This window comes from Ulvibacter litoralis (genome assembly GCF_900102055.1).
Classification (GTDB): domain Bacteria; phylum Bacteroidota; class Bacteroidia; order Flavobacteriales; family Flavobacteriaceae; genus Ulvibacter; species Ulvibacter litoralis.
Genome location: NZ_FNBA01000003.1, coordinates 424009 through 444630 on the forward strand (window position 1 = coordinate 424009; position 20622 = coordinate 444630).

Here is a 20622-nt window from a genome sequence, read left to right on the forward strand (position 1 = left end):
ATGATAGAAAATGTACTTTCCTTTTCGCTTGCAACCTTGGCATTGGCTTTTTCGCCGGGTCCCGATAATATATATGTACTAACGCAATCGTTGGTCAACGGAACCAAAAGCGGTATCGCAACAACGGCAGGATTAATAAGCGGTTGTATTGTACATACTACATTATTGGCGTTTGGTGTTTCGGCAATTATCACTGCTTCGGAAAGTATTTTCTACGGAATTAAAGTCTTTGGGGCTTTATATTTACTATATCTGGCATACAGTGTGTATAAAAGTGATGCGTCGGTAACGTTCTCTGAAGATGCGCCTAAAAAGTCGAATTGGGAACTGTTTAAAATAGGGGTTTTCATGAACTTAGTGAACCCTAAAATTATGATTTTCTTTCTAGCATTTTTTCCTGCATTTCTTTGGAGCCCTTCCGAAAATACCGTTTCACAATTTTATATACTCGGTATTGTGTTTATGGTAGTATCTTTTATCGTGTTTTCAACAATTGCATTACTCGCTGGAAGTATCAAGCAGTTTTTAATGAAAAGCAAAACAGTTGGTCCAGTTTTAAAATGGTTACAGATTGTTGTGTTTATTGGTATCGCGGTGTTTATTCTACTTCCGTAATGGTTGCTTGAAAGTGTAAGCATTTGTGTGTTTCCGAAGTAAAAAGAAATGTTTTTGGACTAAGTTTTTTCACTGAAACTAATTTTGCCTGCGATGGAATTTATATCTTTGAGTTAATGCAAAAAGTAAAAATCATAGAATGTCCTCGAGACGCCATGCAAGGAATAAAAGATTGGATTCCAACCGCGGAGAAAGTACAATACATCCAATCCTTATTGCGCTGTGGTTTCGATACCATAGATTTTGGAAGCTTTGTCTCTCCAAAGGCAATTCCGCAAATGCAAGATACTGCCGAGGTCTTGTCGAAACTAGATTTGTCGACAACCGAAAGTAAACTGCTTTCTATTGTGGCAAATGTTCGTGGTGCCGAAGCTGCCGTGATACATCCTGAAATTCAATATTTAGGCTATCCTTTTTCTATTTCTGAAAACTTTCAGATGCGGAATACCCATAAAACCATTGCACAATCTTTAGAGGTATTGCAAGAGATTTTAAATCTTGCCAATGCGAATAATAAAGAAGTTGTTGCATACCTTTCAATGGGCTTTGGTAATCCATACGGAGATCCGTGGAATGTTGAAATTGTTGGGAAATGGACCGAAAAGCTTTCAGATATGGGGGTGAAGATTATATCATTAAGTGATACCGTTGGATCTTCAACGCCAGACATTATCACCTATTTATTCTCTGAATTAATTCCGAAGTATCCACACATAGAATTTGGAGCACATTTACATACAACCCCAACATCTTGGCACGAAAAAGTAGATGCTGCGTACAAAGCTGGATGCAGACGTTTTGATGGTGCGATTCAAGGATTTGGTGGCTGCCCAATGGCAAAAGACGACCTGACTGGAAATATGCCTACCGAGAAAATGTTAAGTTATTTTACTGCAGAAAAAGTGGATACAAATATAAGTCCGATGTCTTTTGAAAGTTCACATAACGAAGCATCAAAAATATTTAACCAATACCATTAAGATGAAAAAATTAGTTATTCTTTCCATTTTTAGCACCTTTTTATTGATTGGATGTAAATCGAGTCAGTCTATTTCTGAAACTAAACAAGCGGGCGATGTTACATTTAAGTTTGTTCAAGTGAACGATGTATATGAAATTGCACCGCTAAGTGGTGGGCAATACGGCGGAATGGCAAGAGTAGCGCATGTACGAGATTCTATTTCAAAAGTAAATCCGAATACGTATTTGTTTATGGCGGGCGATTTTTTAAATCCGTCGTTGCTAGGAACGGTAAAGGTGGATGGGGAACGTTTGCAAGGAAAGCAAATGATTGAGGTGATGAACGCAATGAATTTTGACTTAGTGACTTTTGGAAACCACGAATTTGATATTTCTGAAGATGCGCTTCAAAAACGTTTGAATGAGTCTACGTTTCCTTGGACTTCGGCCAATGTCTCTCATGTAACAAAAGCAGGGGTTGCACCTTTTAAGCTTCAGCGTGATATTGGGAATATTCCTGTAAAGGATACACATATCATTACCGTTGTAGATGAAAGTGGCGCTCGAATTAAAGTTGGATTTTTCAGTGTAACGCTTCCTTCAAATCCACAAGATTTTGTGAAGTATGGCGATGTTTTTGCAGAAGCAGAAAGAGCTTACAAATCGCTTGAAAATAAAGTAGATGTTATCATTGGTTTAACGCATGTTACGATTGAAGAAGATGTTGAGTTGGCGAAACGATTGCCAAAACTACAGCTTATCATGGGGGGGCATGAACACAATAATATGTTGATTCCTGCTGGAAATGGAGTGGTTGCAAAAGCAGATGCCAATGCGAAAACCGTGTACATACACACATTGACGTTTAATACGCAGACGAAGAAATTGAGTGTGGATTCGAAGCTATTTCCAATTGACGATAAAATTGCTTCAGAGCCTAAAGTAGCTGCGATTGTAACTAGATGGAACAATGTATTAGAACGTAAAATAAAAGAAGTGATTTCAGATCCTCAAGAAGTTCTCATGGTAGCAAAACCACCTTTAGATGGTACAGATAGCGCAAGCAGAGGGATACAGACTAATTTGGGAGATATAATAACGGAGGCGATGGCCAATTCCTTCAACGAAAAAGTAGACGGTGCTTTGGTTAATGGAGGGTCTATTCGTATTGATGATATGTTGGATGGTGAAGTTACGAGTATTGATATATTTAGAGTTTTGCCATTCGGCGGAAATGTACTTCGCGTAGAAATGACAGGAAGTTTACTGAATGAAGTTTTAAACTACGGAAAGTCAAAAGGAGGTACAGGTGCTTATTTACAGCGTTACAATATTAAAGAAAGTGACATTGCAGGCTGGATGATTGGTGGTAAGGCGTTGAAGATTAATCAAAATTACACCATAGCCATTAGCGATTTTTTAATGAAGGGGTATGATATTCCGTTTTTAACTCCAGAAAACAAAGGAGTTATTAAAGTGCATGATCCGCTTCCAAGCGAACCAGCTTCAGACATCCGAAAGGCAATCATTTCGTTTCTAAAAGCATCAAAACAATAGTCTATGAAAAATGTTGTAAAGTATATTCTAATTATTGCGTTAGCAACTTTGGTGATTATTCAGTTTATTCGACCTGATAAAAACAGTGAAGGGTACGATTCTATCGCAGCGTTTGAAAAGGAGACTAAGCCTTCCGCAGAAGTTTCAGAAATATTAAAACAAAATTGTTACGATTGTCATAGCAATCAGACAACCTACCCTTGGTATGCTGAAATTGCTCCGTTTTCATATTGGTTGGCAGATCATATAAAGCATGGAAAGGGGCATTTTAATGCTTCTGCTTGGGAAACGTACTCTGTGAAGAAGAAAGATCATAAACTAGAAGAATTTATCGAAATGGTAGAAGAGGACGAAATGCCGTTACCATCGTACACTTGGATTCATGGTAATTTAAATGAAAACGATAAGAAATTACTGCTACAGTGGGTTTCACTCGCAAAATTGCAATATTCCGACGAACTTAAAATGAATGCTAAGTAGTTGTATCTTGGTTCTTTTATAAGGTCTTAGTAAGTTTATTTAAAATAGTTCTAAATAAACTTGTAGGAGCCGATTTCAGATTTTATTTTTGTGCCTTAATTAATAGACTATTTTACATGGTCTGTATTACTAAGTAATGAGAAAAATAATATTCTGTTTTGTAGTATTGCTTTCAAGCATTACAATTGCTCAAACAGCCCAAGATTCAATTTCTTCAGATCCCAATCAACAAATTAATGGTGTGCAACGATTGCTTTCGGGTAATTTTGGAAAAGCCGTTACTTTAGGGTCGTATGCAGAGTTAACCTATACACAAGCCGAAAGTGAAAACGCCGAATTAGACATTCCGAGATTGGTGGTTTTAGTAGGGTATAAATTTGATGAGAGAACACAGTTTGTAGCCGAGATTGAATTTGAACATATTAAAGAACTTGCTGTAGAGCAAGCGTTTGTAAATTATGCTTTAACAGATAATGTAAATCTTAGGGGTGGTTTAATGTTAATACCGATGGGGATTATTAACGAATATCATGAACCTACTACATTTAATGGTACGCTGCGTCCAGGGTTAGATACTCAAATTATTCCTTCTACATGGAGAGAGTTGGGAGTAGGAGTAAGTGGTCGTTTTCCAAATATTTCATTAGGATACCAAGCTTATGTTTTTAATGGGTTGAAATCGGTTACTGCCGATGGTTCAAATATAGAAGGCTTGTTGTTAGGAGATAATGGGATTCGAAACGGACGTCAAAGTGCGGCAAAATCGACCTTAAATACACCAACATTTTCAGCGAAATTAGATTATTACGGACTGCCAGGAATTCGTTTAGGATTATCTGGATACTACGGAAACAGTCAGGCAGAAGATGAAATTGAAGAAATAGACGGTGCAACTATCGGAATTACGATGGTAGCTTTAGATGCGCGTTATGCTTTTAGAAGATTTACAGCAAGAGGAGAATTTGTGTATGGTTCGCTTGCCGATACCAATCAGTACAACATTTTAACAGGAGAAGATCTTGGTAGTGCCATGATGGGTTTTTATGTGGAAGGTGCTTATAATTTATTGCCATTAAGAGCAAAACAACGTTTGTTTGCCTTTGCGCGCTATGAAAAATATGATACGCATGCTGCTACAGAGGGTGATTTATTGCGAAACGATGTTTATAATCGTCAAGATATTACAACAGGGTTGAGCTATCATATTGCCAATGGTGTTGTGCTAAAAGGGGATTATCAATTTCGAACTAACGCGGTTGATGGTGGAAATGTGAGAGATCAATTAAACTTCGGAATTGGAGCTTGGTTCTAAGTATTTGAAGAAATTAGAATAATTAATAAAATATTGAATGTTTAAAAAGTTATTTTCTTTAGTGGCTGTAGTACTGCTTTGTACTGCTTTTTCAATTCCAGATAAGGTGGTGAAAAAAGCAGACAAAGAGATTACTAAGTTTTTTGAAATTGAACATTTTGAGAAACAAACGATATCAGTTTCTAAAGCAATCAATACTGCTACAGTTTCAGAGTTTGGTGCTGAAAATTTGTTTAAAATAGTGAAAGAGGGCACTTTGTTAGGCTATGGATACATTGGAAATGCGGCAAGTAAAACCGCAACTTTCGATTATTTGGTGTTGTTTGACACCGATTTTATTATTACCAAAACCAAAGTGTTGGTGTATCGAGAAGAATATGGTGGCGAGATAAGTAGTAAACGTTGGCTTCGTCAATTTGAAGGGGCTTCTCCTGCTTCAGATGAATTACAATACAATCAAGATATTATTCCAATAAGCGGTGCTACTATTTCAGTACAATCTATGACAAGAGCTGTAAACAATCTGTTGAAGAGCATTGCTGTTCTTCAGAAAAAATCTGTAATCTAATGCAGCTAGATGGTTTAATACATACCTTTCCGAAGCACGTAAAAATGTTTATTGCTGCGTTTGTGGTGGTGTTAAGTATAGGCTATATAACGGGTTTGTTATTTGTTGGAGAAACAGATAGTACCACTCCGAATGGCATTGAAGAAAATTACAGAGGAAATGAAGCCGATGAAGCTGCGACTGTGATGAAATTTGAAAAGGGGGAGCGAGAAATGCTAACCATTTTGCATACCCACATTCTTTCTATTTCATTTATTTTCTTTCTGTTAGGAGGACTGGTGAGTATTACATCGCTTCCTAAAAAGTTGAAGTCTTTTTTAATGATAGAGCCTTTCTTCTCCATTCTTCTCACCTTCGGAGGTATTTATTTTATGTGGAAAGGAATCTCTTGGATGAAGTATGTGGTCATGATTTCGGGTATGGTAATGACTACTGTTTACATACTTAGCGCAGGTTTGGTTTTATTTCAGCTTCTAAAGCGTAAATAATACAACTTATTGTAGTATATTTGCACGCAATTAAATAGTAACCATTTCTGGTAACTTCACATCTTAAATTTAATTGCGATGACTGCACACGAAAACAAAATTCTAGGAGAAGGCCTTACTTACGACGACGTATTATTAGTGCCTGCTTTTTCAGAAGTTTTACCACGAGAGGTTTCTATTAAAACCCAATTCTCAAGAAATATTACATTAAATGTACCTATTGTTTCCGCAGCAATGGATACTGTTACTGAAAGCGCTATGGCTATTGCGATGGCTCGCGAAGGAGGTATTGGTGTATTGCATAAAAACATGTCTATTGAGGCACAAGCGGCTGAGGTTCGTAAAGTAAAGCGTGCAGAAAGCGGTATGATTATCGATCCTGTTACCTTACCGAAAACTGCTACCGTAGGCGATGCTCAAAAAACAATGCGTGAATATGGTATTGGCGGAATTCCGATTACAGATGCGGAAGGGAAACTAATAGGTATCGTTACCAATCGTGATCTTCGTTTTGAGAAAAACTTTGAGCGTAACTTAAGCGAAGTTATGACTTCGGAAAACTTGGTTACTGTGGAGCAAGGAACGTCGCTGAAACAAGCAGAGATTATTCTTCAGAAAAATAAAATTGAAAAGTTACCAGTTGTTGCAGACGATGGAAAACTGTTAGGATTGATAACTTTTCGTGATATCACAAAATTAACTTTAAAGCCTACGGCGAATAAGGATTCCTACGGAAGACTTCGCGTTGCAGCAGCATTAGGAGTAACACCAGATGCTGTAGAGCGTGCTGAAGCATTAGTGCAAGCGCAAGTAGATGCTGTTATTATTGATACTGCTCACGGACATACAAAAGGAGTGGTAATGGTTTTGAAAGAAGTGAAAGCTAAATTTCCAGACCTAGACGTTGTTGTAGGGAATATTGCAACCGCCGAAGCAGCCAGGTATTTGGTTGAAGCTGGTGCAGATGCTGTGAAAGTTGGAATTGGGCCAGGTTCTATTTGTACAACACGTGTTGTAGCGGGAGTTGGTTTTCCTCAATTCTCAGCAGTTCTTGAAGTTGCTGCGGCTATTAAAGGAAGTGGTGTTCCGGTGATTGCAGATGGCGGAATTCGTTATACTGGAGATATTCCAAAAGCAATTGCAGCTGGAGCAGACAGTGTGATGTTAGGATCGTTACTTGCCGGAACAAAAGAGTCGCCAGGAGAAACTATTATCTACGAAGGGCGTAAATTTAAATCGTATCGCGGAATGGGTTCTGTAGAAGCCATGAAACAAGGTTCTAAAGACCGCTATTTTCAAGATGTTGAAGATGATATTAAGAAACTAGTTCCAGAAGGTATTGTAGGGCGCGTAAACTATAAAGGTGAATTGGTAGAAAGCATGACACAGTTTATCGGTGGGCTTCGTGCCGGAATGGGATACTGTGGCGCTAAAGATATTAATACTTTAAAAGAAACAGGACGCTTTGTAAAAATCACTGCTTCTGGTATCAATGAAAGTCATCCACACGATGTTACCATAACGAAAGAAGCACCAAACTATTCAAGATAGTTGGTGCTTCTTTAGCATTTTTTTTAAGAGTAAAAGAATTAGTTTTCTTCTTTTACTTCAATTCCTAAGTCTTTTAGAATTTTAATGGTAATATCTAGCGTTGGGTCTATATAAACAATCGAGTTGTCTATTTGAAAAACTTGGGTGAAGTTTTCAGCTTTAGATATTTTTTCTAAACTCTCACCAATCTTCGAATATAATGGACGTAATAGTTCGTCACGCTTAATATTAATTAATTGGTTTCCGTTTTGTTGAAATTTATTTAAATCAGTTTCAGCAGTCACTAATTCTTGTTGTTTTTGTTTCTTTTGATCTTCTGATAGGCTTGCTTCGCTTGCTTTGTAAGTTTCAATTAATGCTTTGTAGGCGTCTACTTTTTTGTTTAAATCTACATCCAGACCTTTTCCATAAGTTTCAATTTCAGCTTGAACGCTTGATAATTCAGGCATTTTAGAAAGGATATAATCAATATCTACAGTTCCTACTTTCGATTGAGCGAAACTAGTGATGCTAAGAAAAAGAAATAAAAGTTTAAAAGTTTTCATAATGTACGTAAGTTAAATTTGGCGCAATAATAGGGTAAATTTAATTTTTAAAGAAGCAAATTGTCAATATGTTAACGTATTAGCGCTTAAAAAAGATAAAATCTGTAGCGATTGGGGAAACTCCCAATGTTTTTAATTCGGAAATTATTTGACCTCTATGGTAAGTGCTGTGGTTAATGATATGGTATAAAATATCAGCAGCTTTGTTGGTGTATTTAGTGCCTTTCGAGTCGATGTATTCAATTTCTTTTTCGAGGTCTGTTTCTGAAAGTATGGCAAGACTGTTACTTTGATGTTCACGGTTTTGGGATTGTAATTCTGAAATTTGATACAAATCCCAAACACCTATGCTGTGTTTTTGTTGAAGGATGCGGTTGTTCCAGATAGCATGAGCGTTAAAAGTATGACTTAATAAGGTCTGAATTCTTTCGGTATACGCTTTTGGATTCGCTTCAATTAGTAGAATGACTGCTTTGTTGCTAGCGTAATTGTATTCGAATTTGTCTTTAAAAAACGATTTCATTTTTCGGTATATAATTGGCCGCGATTGGGTTTTAAGCTTTCTCGTAGCGTATTCATGTGTTTTTTTTCTACAATAAGGTAAGCAATATGATGGACTTCGGTAATTTTTTCAAATCCGCAGAGGGTATGTTGAAGTGCTTCGGCGATTGCGAATTCGCTTAAATGTTTTGCATGATGTTCGGCAATTGGTGCAGCATTAGGGCCTCTAAAATCCCATATAAGTTTTACTCTTTCAGTCATTTGTGATTGTTTATGTTAAATTTTTTACTTCGGAAAAGAATGAGTTTCAGAAAAACTTAATCGGAAATAAATTAGAAATGCAATTTACAAATTGATCGGTAATTTATGGGCTTCTAAGGTACTAGATTACTGCAAAATTCGTTAGGAAAAGATACTTGTGGAACACCTGCTTTTTGTTATTTTTGCTCCACTTCAGTTTTATTAATTTATTTTCAAAAAAAAAATGAAAAAATATTTTGGCTTTATAGTATTATTTTTTGCTTTAAGCATGTCTTACGCACAAAATAAGAAAGATGTATTGTTAACTATTGATGATAAACCTGTTTATATTTCAGAGTTTAAAAGAGTGTTTAATAAAAATTTAGACTTAGTAAAAGACGAAAATCAAAAGAGTGTTGATGGATATTTAGATCTTTTTATAGATTACAAATTGAAAGTTGCTGAGGCTTATAATGAAGGCTTAGATAAAGAAAAAAGATATGTAGTTGAGTTTGATAAATACCAAAGTCAATTAGCACGAGGGTATATTTTCGAGGATAAGCTAACAAAAGAATTAGCAGAAGAGGCCTACGAAAGAAGTTTGGAAGAGATTAATGCAAACCATATTTTAATTTTAGCAACCTATGACGATACGCCACAAGACACATTAAAGGCGTACAACAAAATTAAAAAGATTTACGATAGAGCAAAAGCAGGCGAAGACTTTGAAACTTTGGCTAAAGAGAATTCTGAAGAGCCAAATGCAAGTAAGTCTGCTGGAAGTTTAGGATATTTTTCTGCATTCTCAATGGTGTATCCATTTGAAACAATGGCATACAATACAAAAGTAGGAGAGGTTTCAGAAATTGTTAGAACTCAGTTCGGGTATCACATTATCAAAGTAAACGACAGACGTGAAAGAGCTACTCCTATCGTGGTTTCGCATTTGATGATTGCCGATAATGGAAATGATAGAACCTTCGATCCAGAAGAGCGAATTAATGAAATTAAAGCATTGCTAGCACAAGGTGAATCGTTTGAGAGTTTGGCTAAACAGTATTCTGATGATAAGAATTCGGCAAAGCATGGCGGTCAGTTAAACGCATTTAGAAAAGGACAATTACGTGCTCCAAAATTTGAAGATGCAGCGTATAAACTTAAAAATGTTGGGGATATTTCAGAGCCTATTAAATCTAAATTTGGTTGGCATTTAATTCGTTTGGATGAAATAAAAACTACACCAACTTTTGAGGAAGAAGAAGAGTCTTTGTTGAAACAAGTAAAAAGCGGAATTCGTTCAAAAATTGTTAGTTCGGCAATAGGAGCGAAAATTAAAGATAAATACGATTTTAAAGTTGTAAACGATTACATTCCATTTTTTGATACTTATGTTGACGATGCAGTACTAAAAAGAAGATGGAGATATGATACGATTCCTGCTTCTGAAGATAAAGTGATTTTTACGATTGAATCGAAAGAGGTAACGTTTAACGATTTTGCAGCATATATTAATAACCGTCAACGTTCTCCTACATCTTTCAAAACAAAAATGAATGTATTGACAAGCTTCTACGACGAGTTTGAAACAGAGGAACTAAAAGATTTCTACAAAGAAAACCTTGAATTCGAAAACGAAGAGTATGCGGCTACTTTAAATGAATACAGAAACGGGCTTTTAATTTTTGATGTAATGAACAGAAATATTTGGGAGAAAGCCAAAAAAGACACTGTTGGGTTAGAAAATTACTACGAAGGTCACAAACAAAATTATATTTGGAATGAGCGTGTGCAAGCTACCCTTATCTCAACATCGAGTTCGGATGTTGCAACGCAAGTACAAGCATTGTTAAAAGACGGCAAAACTTCCGAAGAAATTAAAAAAGCGGTAAACACAAATGATACTGTAAATGTTATTATTTCTGAAGGTGATTTTGAAAAAGGACAAAGAGAACTTCCTGCCGATTTTGAATTTACAGAAGGTGTTTCTAAAGTGTACAACCATAATGAAGGTTTTGTTGTTGTAGATGTAAAAAAGGTGCTACCGGAAGGGATTAAATCGCTTAATATGATTAAAGGAAAAGTAATGAGCGATTATCAAACCTTCTTAGAGAAGAAGTGGATGGATTCATTACGTGCTAAATACAATGTGGAAATTCATAAAAAAGCACTAAAACGACTTAAAAAGGAACTAGATTCTTAATGCATAGAGTACTCTTTATTTTTTTTAGCAGTGTCCTATTTGTTTCTTGCAATTATTTTGAGCAAGGAACAGATAAAGTGCCTGTGGCTAGAGTTAATGATAGTTATTTGTATAAAGAAGATTTATTAGACTTAGTTTCTGAAGGAACTTCAAAAGAAGATAGCACCCTTATTATTGGGAATTACATTAACCGTTGGGCTACCCAGCAATTGCTAATTTCGCAAGCCAAAATTAACCTTCCGCAGGAAAAGCAAAATGGCTACGAAAAGCTTGTATTGCAGTATAAGGATGATTTGTTTACAGAAGCTTATAAAAGTATTATTGTTGCGAAGCAATTGGATAGTGTTATTCTAGATACGACACTAAAGAGCTTCTACGAGGCCAATAAGGAAAACTTTAAGCTTAACGATGCCTTGGTGAAAATAAGGTATCTTTTTTTAGATAAAAACTTTACCAATCTAAACCAAATAAAAGAGAAGTTTTTGCGCTTTAATACTAAAGACAAAAAAGAATTAAGTGACCTTGCTTTACAGTTTAAATCGGCAAACTTAAATGATTCGGTTTGGGTTGAAAAAGAGACATTGTTTAAAGTGTTGCCAATAGTGCAATCAAATAGCAATCAAGTGTTAAAAAAATCTAATTTTACGCAATTACAAGATTCAATAGGAGTATATTTGGTGAAAATTGAGGATCTGTTAAATCCTAAAGATATAGCGCCACTTTCTTATATAAAACCTACGATAGAACAAATTATATTGAACAAAAGAAAGCTTGAGCTAACAAAAAAACTTGAAAAAGATATTACAAAAGATGCGATTAAAAATAATGACTTTGAAATTTACAACCCCCAATAGCCTTCTTTTAGCACTAATTCTTTTCTGCATACAAACAATTGTTTTAGGACAAGAAGTTGTCGTTGTAGATAGTACCGGAGTAGTGAAAGAGAACACCATGATAACAGAAGTTTCGGCTGCTGTTAAAGGTAATGATACCACACTTCCATTTAAACGATATAAAGCTGAAGGAGTTTCTGCAGTAATTGGGGAGTATGTAATTTTAGATAGTGACATCGATAAGAGTTATGTCGAATTACAAAGTACAGGAGTTTCTATTGAAGATATTACTCGTTGTGAGTTAATGGGAAAATTGATGGAGGATAAGCTGTATTTGCACCAAGCAAAGCAGGATAGTATTATGATTTCCGATGCTGAGGTAAATCCACAAGTAGATCAACTTATTCAATATATGGTAAGTGAAATTGGAAGTGAAGATAAAGTAGTTAAGTACTATCGTAAGGAGACTATGGCAGAACTTCGTAAAGATCTTTTTCAAGCAAAAAAAGACATTGAACTGGCAAATAGAATGCAAGCAAAGGTTGTTGAAAATGTAGAAGTAACTCCTGAAGAAGTACGAACATTTTTCTATTCTATACCCGAAGACGAACGCCCATTTTTTAGTGCAGAGGTAGAGGTCGCTCAAATTGTTATAGAGCCTAGTATTACCGAAGAAGCAAAAGAAAACGTAATTGAGCGCCTTAATCAAATGCGAGAAGATGTTCTGGAAAATGGCTCTAGCTTTGCAACTAAAGCAGTATTGTATTCTAAAGATCCAGGTTCTGCTTCTAGAGGAGGTTTGTATCCAGGAATCAAGCGTAACGGTCCGATGGCTAAAGAGTTTAAGGATCAAGCATTCTCTTTGTTGGAAGGGGAAATTAGCGAGCCTTTCGAAACCGATTTTGGATTTCATATATTGACAGTAGATAAAATTAGAGGTCAAGAAGTAGATGTACGTCACGTATTATTATTCCCTGAAGTGTCTCAAGATGTTATTGATAAAGCAGCAGCTAAAATGGACTCTATTAAAGGTTTAATTACTTCTGGTGAGCTTACATTTGCTGAAGCTGCAAGACGTTTTTCAGACGAAAAAGAGACACGTAATAACGGGGGGCAATTAATCAATCCTACAACCTTTGATACTCGTTTCGATTTAACTAAGATGGATCCAACATTAAGTGCTCAAGTATATAATTTAAAAGAAGGAGAAGTTTCAAAGGTTTATACAGATAGAGACAGAACGGGACGTAGTAAATTTAAAATACTTACCATTACAAAACGTGACGAAGAACATCCTGCAGATTACGTAAAAGACTACGAAAAGATACAAGAGTTAGCATTGAAGCAAAAGAAAATTAAAGCCATCGAAACTTGGCAAAAAGAAAAAATTGATGAAACTTACGTAAATGTTAATGAGGATTATCAATCTTGTGAGTTTATCGGCAATTGGTTAAAAAAATAAATCTGTAAAAGTGTATGTCAGACGTAGCAGCGGTCAAACAATTAGTTTCAAAATACGATGCCCTTAGGCAAGAAATTAAAAAGGTAATAGTAGGACAAGATGAAGTAGTAGAACAAGTTCTATTGTCTGTCTTTTCTGGAGGTCACGCCCTACTAATAGGAGTGCCTGGACTTGCTAAAACGTTGTTGGTAAATACTGTTGCAGAAGCGTTAGGGCTTAAATTTAAGCGTATTCAGTTTACGCCAGATTTAATGCCTAGTGATATTTTAGGATCTGAAATATTAGACAAAAACAGAGAGTTTAAATTTATTAAAGGCCCTATTTTTTCTAATATCATTTTGGCCGATGAGATTAATCGTACACCTCCAAAAACACAGGCGGCTTTATTAGAAGCAATGCAAGAACGCGCAGTAACGGTTGCAGGAAATCATTATAAATTAGACTTACCTTACTTTGTATTAGCAACACAAAACCCAATTGAACAAGAAGGAACGTATCCATTACCAGAAGCTCAATTAGACCGTTTCATGTTTGCTATAAATCTAGAATACCCAACTTTTTCGGAAGAGGTAGAAGTAGTAAAAAACACAACAGCAGGAGTAACAGCTTCTGTAAATGCTTTGTTTACTGCTCAAGAAATTATAGATTATCAGCAATTGATAAGAAGAATACCAGTAGCAGATAATGTTATTGAGTACGCTGTTACCTTAGTTGGAAAAACAAGACCTAAAAGTCAGGCAGCTCCAGAAATAGTGAAAAACTATATTGATTGGGGGGCAGGGCCTAGAGCTTCACAGAATTTAATATTAGCTGCAAAAACAAATGCGGTGCTTCACGGAAAGTTTTCTCCAGATATAGAAGATGTTCAAAAATCAGCAATCGGTATCTTAAGGCATCGTATGATTAAAAATTACAAAGCTGAGGCAGAAGGATTGTCGATTGAAGAAATTATTCAAAGTTTATTTTAAGATACTTCGTTTTTCTTCGGAAATATTTTCATTTTCATAAAATTGAGATTAATAATAAAGAAGCTTCAAAAGCTGATAAATTTATATATCCTCATTTTTAGACATTCAAAATTATTAAATCATCACTTTTTTGATTTAAAAACCTCTATTTTTTGAATTATTCGCAACAATTAAGAGTGTTTCTTAATTATTTTTAAATTATTTTAAAATTTTGTACTTTTGCGATACGATACCTTGTCCTTATGGATTAGGTGTCAATACTACAACAAACAACAAAAAGCATTACTATGGCATTCGATATCGATATGATAAAAAAGGTGTACGCGCAAATGGCAGAGCGTGTAGACAAAGCACGTGAAATTGTGGGTAAACCCTTAACTCTTTCAGAAAAAATATTATACAATCACCTTTGGGATGGAGTTCCTTCAAAGGCATTCTCAAGAGGAAAAGATTACGTAGACTTTGCACCGGATAGAATTGCTTGTCAAGATGCAACTGCTCAAATGGCTTTATTGCAATTTATGCAAGCAGGAAAAGATAAAGTTGCAGTGCCTACAACAGTGCATTGTGATCACTTAATTCAAGCAAAGCAAGGAGCAACACAAGATTTAAAACGCGCAAACGAAACAAGTAATGAGGTGTTCGACTTCTTAGAGTCTGTTTCAGATAAATACGGAATTGGTTTTTGGAAACCTGGAGCTGGAATTATTCACCAAGTAGTTTTAGAAAACTATGCATTCCCTGGAGGAATGATGATTGGTACCGATTCGCATACTGTAAATGCAGGTGGATTAGGAATGGTGGCTATTGGAGTTGGTGGAGCAGATGCTGTAGATGTGATGGCTGGAATGCCTTGGGAACTAAAATTCCCAAAATTAATAGGTGTTAAATTAACAGGAGAATTAAATGGATGGACAGCTTCTAAAGATGTTATCTTAAAAGTAGCCGGAATCCTTACTGTAAAAGGTGGAACTGGTGCTATAGTAGAGTACTTCGGACCAGGAGCTAAAAATTTATCTTGTACTGGTAAAGGTACAATCTGTAATATGGGGGCTGAAATTGGAGCAACCACTTCAACATTTGGCTATGACGATTCTATGGAGCGTTTCTTACGTGCTACGGAAAGAGCAGACATTGCAGATGAAGCTAACAAGATTAGAGCGTATTTAACAGGTGATGATGAGGTATATGCAAATCCTGAGCAATACTTCGATGAAGTAATTGAAATCGACTTAAACACATTACGTCCACACCTTAATGGGCCTTTTACTCCAGATTTAGCAACTCCAGTTGGTCAACTTGGTGAAAAAGCGAAAACGAATGGATGGCCTTTAAAAGTGGATTGGGGATTAATTGGTTCTTGTACTAACTCATCATACGAAGATTTATCACGAGCAGCTTCTATTGCACAACAAGCAATCGATAAAAAATTAAAACCTAAAAGTGACTTCGGAATCAATCCCGGATCTGAGCAAATTAGATTTACTGCAGAGCGTGACGGATTACTTTCAGTATTTGAAAACCTAGGAGCAACAATTTTCACAAATGCTTGTGGACCTTGTATTGGTCAATGGGATAGAAGTGATAGAAAAGGAGAAGAAAAGAATACAATTGTACACTCGTTTAATAGAAACTTCTCAAAACGTGCTGATGGAAATCCAAATACGCATGCCTTTGTGGGTTCACCAGAAATGGTAGCTGCTATTGCAATTTCAGGGCGTTTGGACTTTGATCCAATGAACGATACGTTACTGAATGAAGATGGACAGGAAGTGAAATTGGACATTCCTGTAGGTCTTGAGTTACCTCCAAAAGGATTTGATGTAGAAGATGCTGGGTATCTAGAACCTGTAGCAGATGGAAGTGGAATTGTAGTAAAAGTAAGTCCTTCTTCAGAAAGATTACAATTGCTAGAGCCGTTTGTGCCAATTCAGGATAGTGAGCTTATGGGAGTTAAATTATTAATCAAAGCTTTTGGTAAATGTACTACCGACCATATCTCAATGGCAGGACCATGGTTACGTTATAGAGGGCATTTAGATAATATCTCTAACAACACATTAATTGGAGCGGTTAATGCTTTTAATAAGAAAACGAATTTTGTAAAAAGCCAGTTAGATGGTGAATATGGAGGTGTGCCAGACGTACAACGTACCTATAAAGCACAAGGAATTAAAACAATCGTTGTGGGAGATCACAATTATGGTGAAGGTTCTTCTCGTGAGCATGCTGCAATGCAACCTAGATTTTTAGGTGTAGCTGCGGTGTTGGTGAAGTCATTTGCACGTATCCACGAAACAAACCTTAAAAAACAAGGGATGTTAGGATTAACGTTTGCAACGGAATCTGATTATGATAAAATTCAAGAAGATGATACGTTTAACTTCATCGATATTGCTGACTTTGCACCAAATAAACCATTAACAATTGAAGTTGTTCATGCAGATGGTAGTAAAGACACAATTATTGCAAATCATACCTATAACCAACCACAAATTGATTGGTACCGTGAAGGATCTGCTTTAAACTTGATTAAAAAGCAAAATGCATAACTCTTTAAGTATATAACAAAAAAAAGGCTCCGTTTAGGAGCCTTTTTTTATAGCTATTATTTAGCGTATTTGGTGTATTGTAAAATAACTTTCATCCTTGTTAGCATACATTGAAATGCTTTCTAAGCTACTAATGATATTAAAGGAGATTGTTTCATTTGCATTTAGTTTTACCAACGATTGCGTACTCCGAATAGGAGGAGAGATACCTACATTCGCATAACTGTTTTTAGAAATAATCGATCCGTTTTTTAATATCATGATTCCAACTTCTTGAGAAACAGCAATAGTACTGCGTGTTTTTATTTGAGCAAATACATGGTAAATACCATCTTGTTTGGCAGTAAAAGTAGCTGTATTTGTATCAAATTCATCATTCATGTCAAATTCCATATCATTATAAGGAACTTTGACAACACCATCAATAACTGGAATGGAAACATTTGTGCTCGATTCTATATGGCCTTTAATAGAGGTGACTAAAGAACTTTCAATTATTTTTTTTGAAGAAATTCTACTTACATTTCCATTTCTAGAAATTACTAATATTGAGTCTTTAGCAATGGCAACATTCGTTTCTTCAGAAAATTCTCTAATACGTAACGTTCCATTTATATCTAATGCAGCGGTAGGTTCTGTAGTTCCAATACCGACTTGTGCAAGGGAGGAAAAACTCAAAAAAAAGATTACTATAGCTTTTAAGTACATAAGGGGGGCTTATTGTATTTGTCTAATAGTGAGGTATATGCAAATATACCTTTTTTTGATTAATAACACGACAAAAGGTGTATTATTATCGATTAAGTGTTTGTACTATCGCTATTATCGTATTTGCTGAATCGTGAAAAAACAATCTTTTTCACTATTTAGTAAGTCTACAGAGATTAAATCTGTTGTTATCTCAAACGTCACAGTATCATTTTCTGATAGCTGTAATAAGGTTTGTACATTTCTCATAGGAGAGGTAACGTTTACACCTAATAGTTCAATATTGGCATAGCTATTTTCGGCTACAACTGTTCCATTTTTAGTAATAGATAAACCAAAATTTGTCGCAACCGAAATACCAGAACTTGCTTTAATTTGTGCGTAGATATCATAAATACCATCTTGTTTGGCTGTGTAAGTATAAGTAGTCGCATTGTATTCATTATTGGTGTCGAATGCTACATTATCGAAAGGAATGGTCGCTGTGTTCGATAAGATTGATAAAGAAATGGTTGGACTTCCAGTTGTAAAATTTGCTTTAGCTGTAGTTTTAAGTGTAGATTCTAAAACCTTTTTTGAAGAGATTCTGTTGACAAGACCATTTCTTGATATTACAAGTATAGAGTCTTTTGCTATTTCTGGTTCCATTTCCTCAGAAATTCCTCTAATACGTAGATTTCCATTAATATCTAATGAAGCGGTTGGTTCTGTTGTTCCAATTCCAACTTGCGCCATAGTAGTTGCACAAGTAAATGCTAATAGTAAAAGTAATTTGATCTTCATAGTAGTAAATTTTTAAGATAATTATTTCTTTAGTACTATGTAAAAGTATAATTTAATCGTTTAAGAGCATATTTTATCGATAAATAACATATTTGTGTCGTTGAATGGTATGTTTTTGTTAATGAATAGTTTTTGGTTTTTAGGTTGTATTAAAAATAATAGGTTTGTTTGTTGGTTTTGAGGAATGTAGATTAGCTCAAAAGAATATTTTACTACTCCTATATATTAAGTGTAATTTTCAGGGAATTATGAGTAACCCCTGCTCACTGTAAGTCTAGATTTTAGTATAGTAGGAGCAGTTATTGTTTTGAAGATTGAATTTAATAAACGGTGTCTTTCTTTTCTGAAAGTGCTTTCTGATATTTAATTTTTAAAGACCAACGACCTTACTTCTTCGTTCCATAATGACATTGTCTCGCCAAACATTGTTTAATTTCCCAACCTTTTCGCGATAACCAATTTCACGAAATCCGCATTTTTTATGTAATTGTATACTTGCTACATTTTCGCGCATGATGCCACATTGTAAGGTCCAAATGCCTTCAGATTCACTAATTTCAATTAGCTTCTTTAGAAGTTTTGTGCCAGTGCCTTTGCCTTGTGCATTTGGTGAAACATACACGCTAACTTCAGCAACGCCTTTATAAACAAGTCTGTCAGAAACTTTAGCGAGCGATGCCCAACCTAATACAATTTCATCTTTATGAATAATGATACGACCAAATGGTAAGTATTTTTGATCCCAGGCTTCAAATGAAGGCACGTTGACTTCGAAAGTTGCATTTTCAGTTTTAATTCCCGACCTATATATATCGGAAACTTGCTTGTAATTGTCTTTGTTTATTTCTGAAAATTTCATTTATAAAACTTAGCAACAACCGCTATTTGGATCGCAAGAATTTGCTGGTTGTAAGTCTGAAAAACTTAATTTTTGCTTTTCTGAAGGTATGCCACACTTGTCTTTAGCCAAACAGTCTGTTTGTTTCGAAGTTAGTAAGAAGTTGGTTCCGTCAAAATCCAATCCGAACTTTCCAATTGTGTCTGCTTGGTATTCTACTTCAATTTCTAAGTCTCCAATTTCTAATATTTTTTCAGAAAGCTCAATAATTTTTAACAACTTTTCAGGATGTAATCTATGGTCATAATCATTTGCATTCCATAATTGAAAGTTAGCTACTTCTTCGTTCCGAACTGTTCCGCCACAATCAATAAAGTGTTTGGTAATTTTTCCAACTTCGGTCACATGAAAGTGATTAGGAACCAATTCTCCATTTGGTAATTGAAATGCAATTTTATCTAAATTATTTAATTCGTTTTTAATTTCTGAAAGTCTCATAATTATATTTGTTTATTGCGATTGTACGATCGATTAGTTAAATTCTTTTAACAGCAATCGGTCTTTGAAATGTCTTGATTTAAAAACTGAAACATTACCTCTTTCATTGCAGTCCAATTTTCAGGATGTATGCAATAGCAAACACTTGTTCCTTCAATGGTTCCTTTAATAAGTCCGAGGTTCTTTAACTCTTTTAAATGTTGAGAGATGGTAGGTTGTGCGAGTCCTATTTCGTTTACTAAATCGCCGCAGACGCAGGCATTAATTTTAAATAAGTGTTGCAAAATTGCTACTCTAGCTGGGTGTCCAAACACTTTTGCAAAAAGAGCAATCTTGTTTTGTTCATCTGTAAACATTTCAGTTTTGGCTAATCCCATTTTCTCTATATTAATTCATTGCAATATTACGATTAATAAAGATAGTGTCAAAATGTTTTCGTAGAAATTTCAATTTAGCGCGCGCAGAATAGCTTGTTTACTTCTTTTAAATTAGTATGTTCATTGCATAAGTAAAAATACTTCAGCTGCCAATCTTGTGTTTTTTTTGCTTGCTTACTTGTTACCTTGTCCCAAATAGGATATACTCTAAAGCCTCTCTTGCCTTGTTTTGTTTCCGAAGAGATAATTCCTTTTTTTATAAGTATCGATTTTGGAAATACAAACTGACCAAATTGATTATTGAAACATGCTGTTATTACATAAAAATCAATTTCATCTGTTTCCTGAAGCGGTTCGGTTATTCCATTGCTATTCCTTTTCCAGTAAGTAACAAATTGCCCTATTTTTTTAGGAGTAACTTTAGCGTTTCGATAGCGTATTTTACGTCCGTTTAATTCAAAACGAGAGGCAGCATACTCTTGACTTTCGGACTCAATACTGTAATTTGATATTTCGAAGTTACACCTATCATACACTTCGGCACGTATTTTATTGAAATTACTATCCATGAATGTTATTATCAAGA

The 20622-nt window shown here is 35.3% G+C and carries 22 protein-coding genes; 13 read left to right on the plus strand and 9 right to left on the minus strand.

The window, feature by feature from the left end; genetic code table 11:
- The 8 genes from BLQ00_RS12010 to guaB all read left to right on the plus strand — a co-directional run bounded on the left by BLQ00_RS12010 (position 1) and on the right by guaB (position 7531).
- On the plus strand, positions 1 to 615 hold the full coding sequence (locus BLQ00_RS12010; RefSeq protein WP_093144541.1) for a LysE family translocator: 615 nt from the start codon (positions 1 to 3) through the stop codon (positions 613 to 615).
- A 116-nt stretch (positions 616 to 731) separates the two neighbouring features.
- Positions 732 to 1595: a hydroxymethylglutaryl-CoA lyase gene (locus BLQ00_RS12015; protein ID WP_093144669.1), complete on the plus strand. Its 864-nt coding sequence runs from the start codon at positions 732 to 734 to the stop codon at positions 1593 to 1595.
- Position 1596: 1 nt separating this feature from the next.
- Positions 1597 to 3132 carry a bifunctional metallophosphatase/5'-nucleotidase gene (locus BLQ00_RS12020; protein ID WP_093144542.1) on the plus strand — a complete coding sequence of 512 codons (1536 nt, stop codon included), beginning with the start codon at positions 1597 to 1599 and terminating at the stop codon, positions 3130 to 3132.
- A gap of 3 nt (positions 3133 to 3135) precedes the next feature.
- Positions 3136 to 3612, plus strand: a complete 477-nt coding sequence (locus BLQ00_RS12025) for a heme-binding domain-containing protein (protein ID WP_093144543.1) — start codon at positions 3136 to 3138, stop codon at positions 3610 to 3612.
- Between the two features lie 136 nt (positions 3613 to 3748).
- Positions 3749 to 4924, plus strand: coding sequence for a hypothetical protein (locus BLQ00_RS12030; protein ID WP_093144544.1), 1176 nt, complete (start codon positions 3749 to 3751; stop codon positions 4922 to 4924).
- A gap of 37 nt (positions 4925 to 4961) precedes the next feature.
- Positions 4962 to 5492, plus strand: a complete 531-nt coding sequence (locus tag BLQ00_RS12035) for an FMN-binding protein (protein WP_093144545.1) — start codon at positions 4962 to 4964, stop codon at positions 5490 to 5492.
- Positions 5492 to 5980, plus strand: coding sequence for a hypothetical protein (locus BLQ00_RS12040; protein WP_093144546.1), 489 nt, complete (start codon positions 5492 to 5494; stop codon positions 5978 to 5980). Before BLQ00_RS12035 ends, BLQ00_RS12040 begins: the two co-directional genes overlap by 1 nt.
- A 78-nt stretch (positions 5981 to 6058) precedes the next feature.
- Positions 6059 to 7531, plus strand: a complete 1473-nt coding sequence (gene guaB, locus BLQ00_RS12045; protein ID WP_093144547.1) for an IMP dehydrogenase — start codon at positions 6059 to 6061, stop codon at positions 7529 to 7531.
- Between the two features lie 38 nt (positions 7532 to 7569).
- Here guaB and BLQ00_RS12050 read toward each other — a convergent pair whose 3' ends face one another.
- From BLQ00_RS12050 to BLQ00_RS12060, 3 genes are all read right to left on the minus strand, one after another.
- Positions 7570 to 8076 (minus strand): OmpH/Skp family outer membrane protein, encoded by a 507-nt coding sequence (locus tag BLQ00_RS12050; RefSeq protein ID WP_093144548.1) that lies wholly within the window; start codon positions 8074 to 8076, stop codon positions 7570 to 7572.
- Positions 8077 to 8155: 79 nt separating this feature from the next.
- Positions 8156 to 8599 (minus strand): DinB family protein, encoded by a 444-nt coding sequence (locus BLQ00_RS12055; RefSeq protein WP_093144549.1) that lies wholly within the window; start codon positions 8597 to 8599, stop codon positions 8156 to 8158.
- Positions 8596 to 8838: a hypothetical protein gene (locus tag BLQ00_RS12060; RefSeq protein WP_093144550.1), complete on the minus strand. Its 243-nt coding sequence runs from the start codon at positions 8836 to 8838 to the stop codon at positions 8596 to 8598. Before BLQ00_RS12060 ends, BLQ00_RS12055 begins: the two co-directional genes overlap by 4 nt.
- Before the next feature lie 223 nt (positions 8839 to 9061).
- Between BLQ00_RS12060 and BLQ00_RS12065 the strand changes: the two genes are divergently transcribed.
- The 5 genes from BLQ00_RS12065 to BLQ00_RS12085 all read left to right on the plus strand — a co-directional run bounded on the left by BLQ00_RS12065 (position 9062) and on the right by BLQ00_RS12085 (position 16832).
- Positions 9062 to 11017: a peptidylprolyl isomerase gene (locus BLQ00_RS12065; RefSeq protein WP_093144551.1), complete on the plus strand. Its 1956-nt coding sequence runs from the start codon at positions 9062 to 9064 to the stop codon at positions 11015 to 11017.
- Entirely contained in the window at positions 11017 to 11871 is an 855-nt protein-coding gene (locus tag BLQ00_RS12070; protein WP_093144552.1) for a peptidylprolyl isomerase, read from the plus strand. The genes BLQ00_RS12065 and BLQ00_RS12070 overlap by 1 nt, the downstream gene beginning before the upstream one ends.
- Positions 11843 to 13312, plus strand: coding sequence for a peptidylprolyl isomerase (locus BLQ00_RS12075; RefSeq protein ID WP_229792641.1), 1470 nt, complete (start codon positions 11843 to 11845; stop codon positions 13310 to 13312). Before BLQ00_RS12070 ends, BLQ00_RS12075 begins: the two co-directional genes overlap by 29 nt.
- A 14-nt stretch (positions 13313 to 13326) precedes the next feature.
- Positions 13327 to 14280 (plus strand): AAA family ATPase, encoded by a 954-nt coding sequence (locus BLQ00_RS12080; protein WP_093144554.1) that lies wholly within the window; start codon positions 13327 to 13329, stop codon positions 14278 to 14280.
- 287 nt (positions 14281 to 14567) lie between these two features.
- Positions 14568 to 16832: an aconitate hydratase gene (locus BLQ00_RS12085; protein ID WP_093144670.1), complete on the plus strand. Its 2265-nt coding sequence runs from the start codon at positions 14568 to 14570 to the stop codon at positions 16830 to 16832.
- Between the two features lie 60 nt (positions 16833 to 16892).
- Here the strand turns inward: BLQ00_RS12085 and BLQ00_RS12090 are convergent, their stop codons facing one another.
- The 6 genes from BLQ00_RS12090 to BLQ00_RS12115 form a co-directional block, all read right to left on the minus strand.
- Positions 16893 to 17510, minus strand: coding sequence for a hypothetical protein (locus tag BLQ00_RS12090; RefSeq protein WP_139149406.1), 618 nt, complete (start codon positions 17508 to 17510; stop codon positions 16893 to 16895).
- 144 nt (positions 17511 to 17654) lie between these two features.
- Entirely contained in the window at positions 17655 to 18323 is a 669-nt protein-coding gene (locus tag BLQ00_RS12095; protein ID WP_093144556.1) for a C1q-like domain-containing protein, read from the minus strand.
- Between the two features lie 370 nt (positions 18324 to 18693).
- A complete protein-coding gene (locus tag BLQ00_RS12100; protein WP_093144557.1) occupies positions 18694 to 19182 on the minus strand; it encodes a GNAT family N-acetyltransferase in 489 nt (162 codons plus the stop codon).
- A 9-nt stretch (positions 19183 to 19191) separates the two neighbouring features.
- Positions 19192 to 19659 carry a DUF6428 family protein gene (locus BLQ00_RS12105; protein ID WP_093144558.1) on the minus strand — a complete coding sequence of 156 codons (468 nt, stop codon included), beginning with the start codon at positions 19657 to 19659 and terminating at the stop codon, positions 19192 to 19194.
- A gap of 47 nt (positions 19660 to 19706) precedes the next feature.
- A complete protein-coding gene (locus tag BLQ00_RS12110; RefSeq protein WP_093144559.1) occupies positions 19707 to 20036 on the minus strand; it encodes an ArsR/SmtB family transcription factor in 330 nt (109 codons plus the stop codon).
- 74 nt (positions 20037 to 20110) lie between these two features.
- Positions 20111 to 20605, minus strand: a complete 495-nt coding sequence (locus tag BLQ00_RS12115) for a MepB family protein (RefSeq protein ID WP_093144560.1) — start codon at positions 20603 to 20605, stop codon at positions 20111 to 20113.
- Between the last annotated feature and the right edge of the window lie 17 nt (positions 20606 to 20622).

Coding starts and splice junctions, on each gene's coding strand:
- BLQ00_RS12065 (WP_093144551.1), top strand. CDS start 9,062: ATGAAAAAATATTTTGGCTTTATAGTATTATTTTTTGCTTTAAGCATG.
- guaB (WP_093144547.1), top strand. CDS start 6,059: ATGACTGCACACGAAAACAAAATTCTAGGAGAAGGCCTTACTTACGAC.
- BLQ00_RS12040 (WP_093144546.1), top strand. CDS start 5,492: ATGCAGCTAGATGGTTTAATACATACCTTTCCGAAGCACGTAAAAATG.
- BLQ00_RS12020 (WP_093144542.1), top strand. CDS start 1,597: ATGAAAAAATTAGTTATTCTTTCCATTTTTAGCACCTTTTTATTGATT.
- BLQ00_RS12085 (WP_093144670.1), top strand. CDS start 14,568: ATGGCATTCGATATCGATATGATAAAAAAGGTGTACGCGCAAATGGCA.
- BLQ00_RS12110 (WP_093144559.1), bottom strand. CDS start 20,036: ATGGGATTAGCCAAAACTGAAATGTTTACAGATGAACAAAACAAGATT.
- BLQ00_RS12035 (WP_093144545.1), top strand. CDS start 4,962: ATGTTTAAAAAGTTATTTTCTTTAGTGGCTGTAGTACTGCTTTGTACT.
- BLQ00_RS12010 (WP_093144541.1), top strand. CDS start 1: ATGATAGAAAATGTACTTTCCTTTTCGCTTGCAACCTTGGCATTGGCT.
- BLQ00_RS12100 (WP_093144557.1), bottom strand. CDS start 19,182: ATGAAATTTTCAGAAATAAACAAAGACAATTACAAGCAAGTTTCCGAT.
- BLQ00_RS12015 (WP_093144669.1), top strand. CDS start 732: ATGCAAAAAGTAAAAATCATAGAATGTCCTCGAGACGCCATGCAAGGA.
- BLQ00_RS12095 (WP_093144556.1), bottom strand. CDS start 18,323: ATGAAGATCAAATTACTTTTACTATTAGCATTTACTTGTGCAACTACT.
- BLQ00_RS12060 (WP_093144550.1), bottom strand. CDS start 8,838: ATGACTGAAAGAGTAAAACTTATATGGGATTTTAGAGGCCCTAATGCT.
- BLQ00_RS12070 (WP_093144552.1), top strand. CDS start 11,017: ATGCATAGAGTACTCTTTATTTTTTTTAGCAGTGTCCTATTTGTTTCT.
- BLQ00_RS12025 (WP_093144543.1), top strand. CDS start 3,136: ATGAAAAATGTTGTAAAGTATATTCTAATTATTGCGTTAGCAACTTTG.
- BLQ00_RS12105 (WP_093144558.1), bottom strand. CDS start 19,659: ATGAGACTTTCAGAAATTAAAAACGAATTAAATAATTTAGATAAAATT.
- BLQ00_RS12050 (WP_093144548.1), bottom strand. CDS start 8,076: ATGAAAACTTTTAAACTTTTATTTCTTTTTCTTAGCATCACTAGTTTC.
- BLQ00_RS12030 (WP_093144544.1), top strand. CDS start 3,749: ATGAGAAAAATAATATTCTGTTTTGTAGTATTGCTTTCAAGCATTACA.
- BLQ00_RS12055 (WP_093144549.1), bottom strand. CDS start 8,599: ATGAAATCGTTTTTTAAAGACAAATTCGAATACAATTACGCTAGCAAC.
- BLQ00_RS12080 (WP_093144554.1), top strand. CDS start 13,327: ATGTCAGACGTAGCAGCGGTCAAACAATTAGTTTCAAAATACGATGCC.
- BLQ00_RS12075 (WP_229792641.1), top strand. CDS start 11,843: ATGACTTTGAAATTTACAACCCCCAATAGCCTTCTTTTAGCACTAATT.
- BLQ00_RS12115 (WP_093144560.1), bottom strand. CDS start 20,605: ATGGATAGTAATTTCAATAAAATACGTGCCGAAGTGTATGATAGGTGT.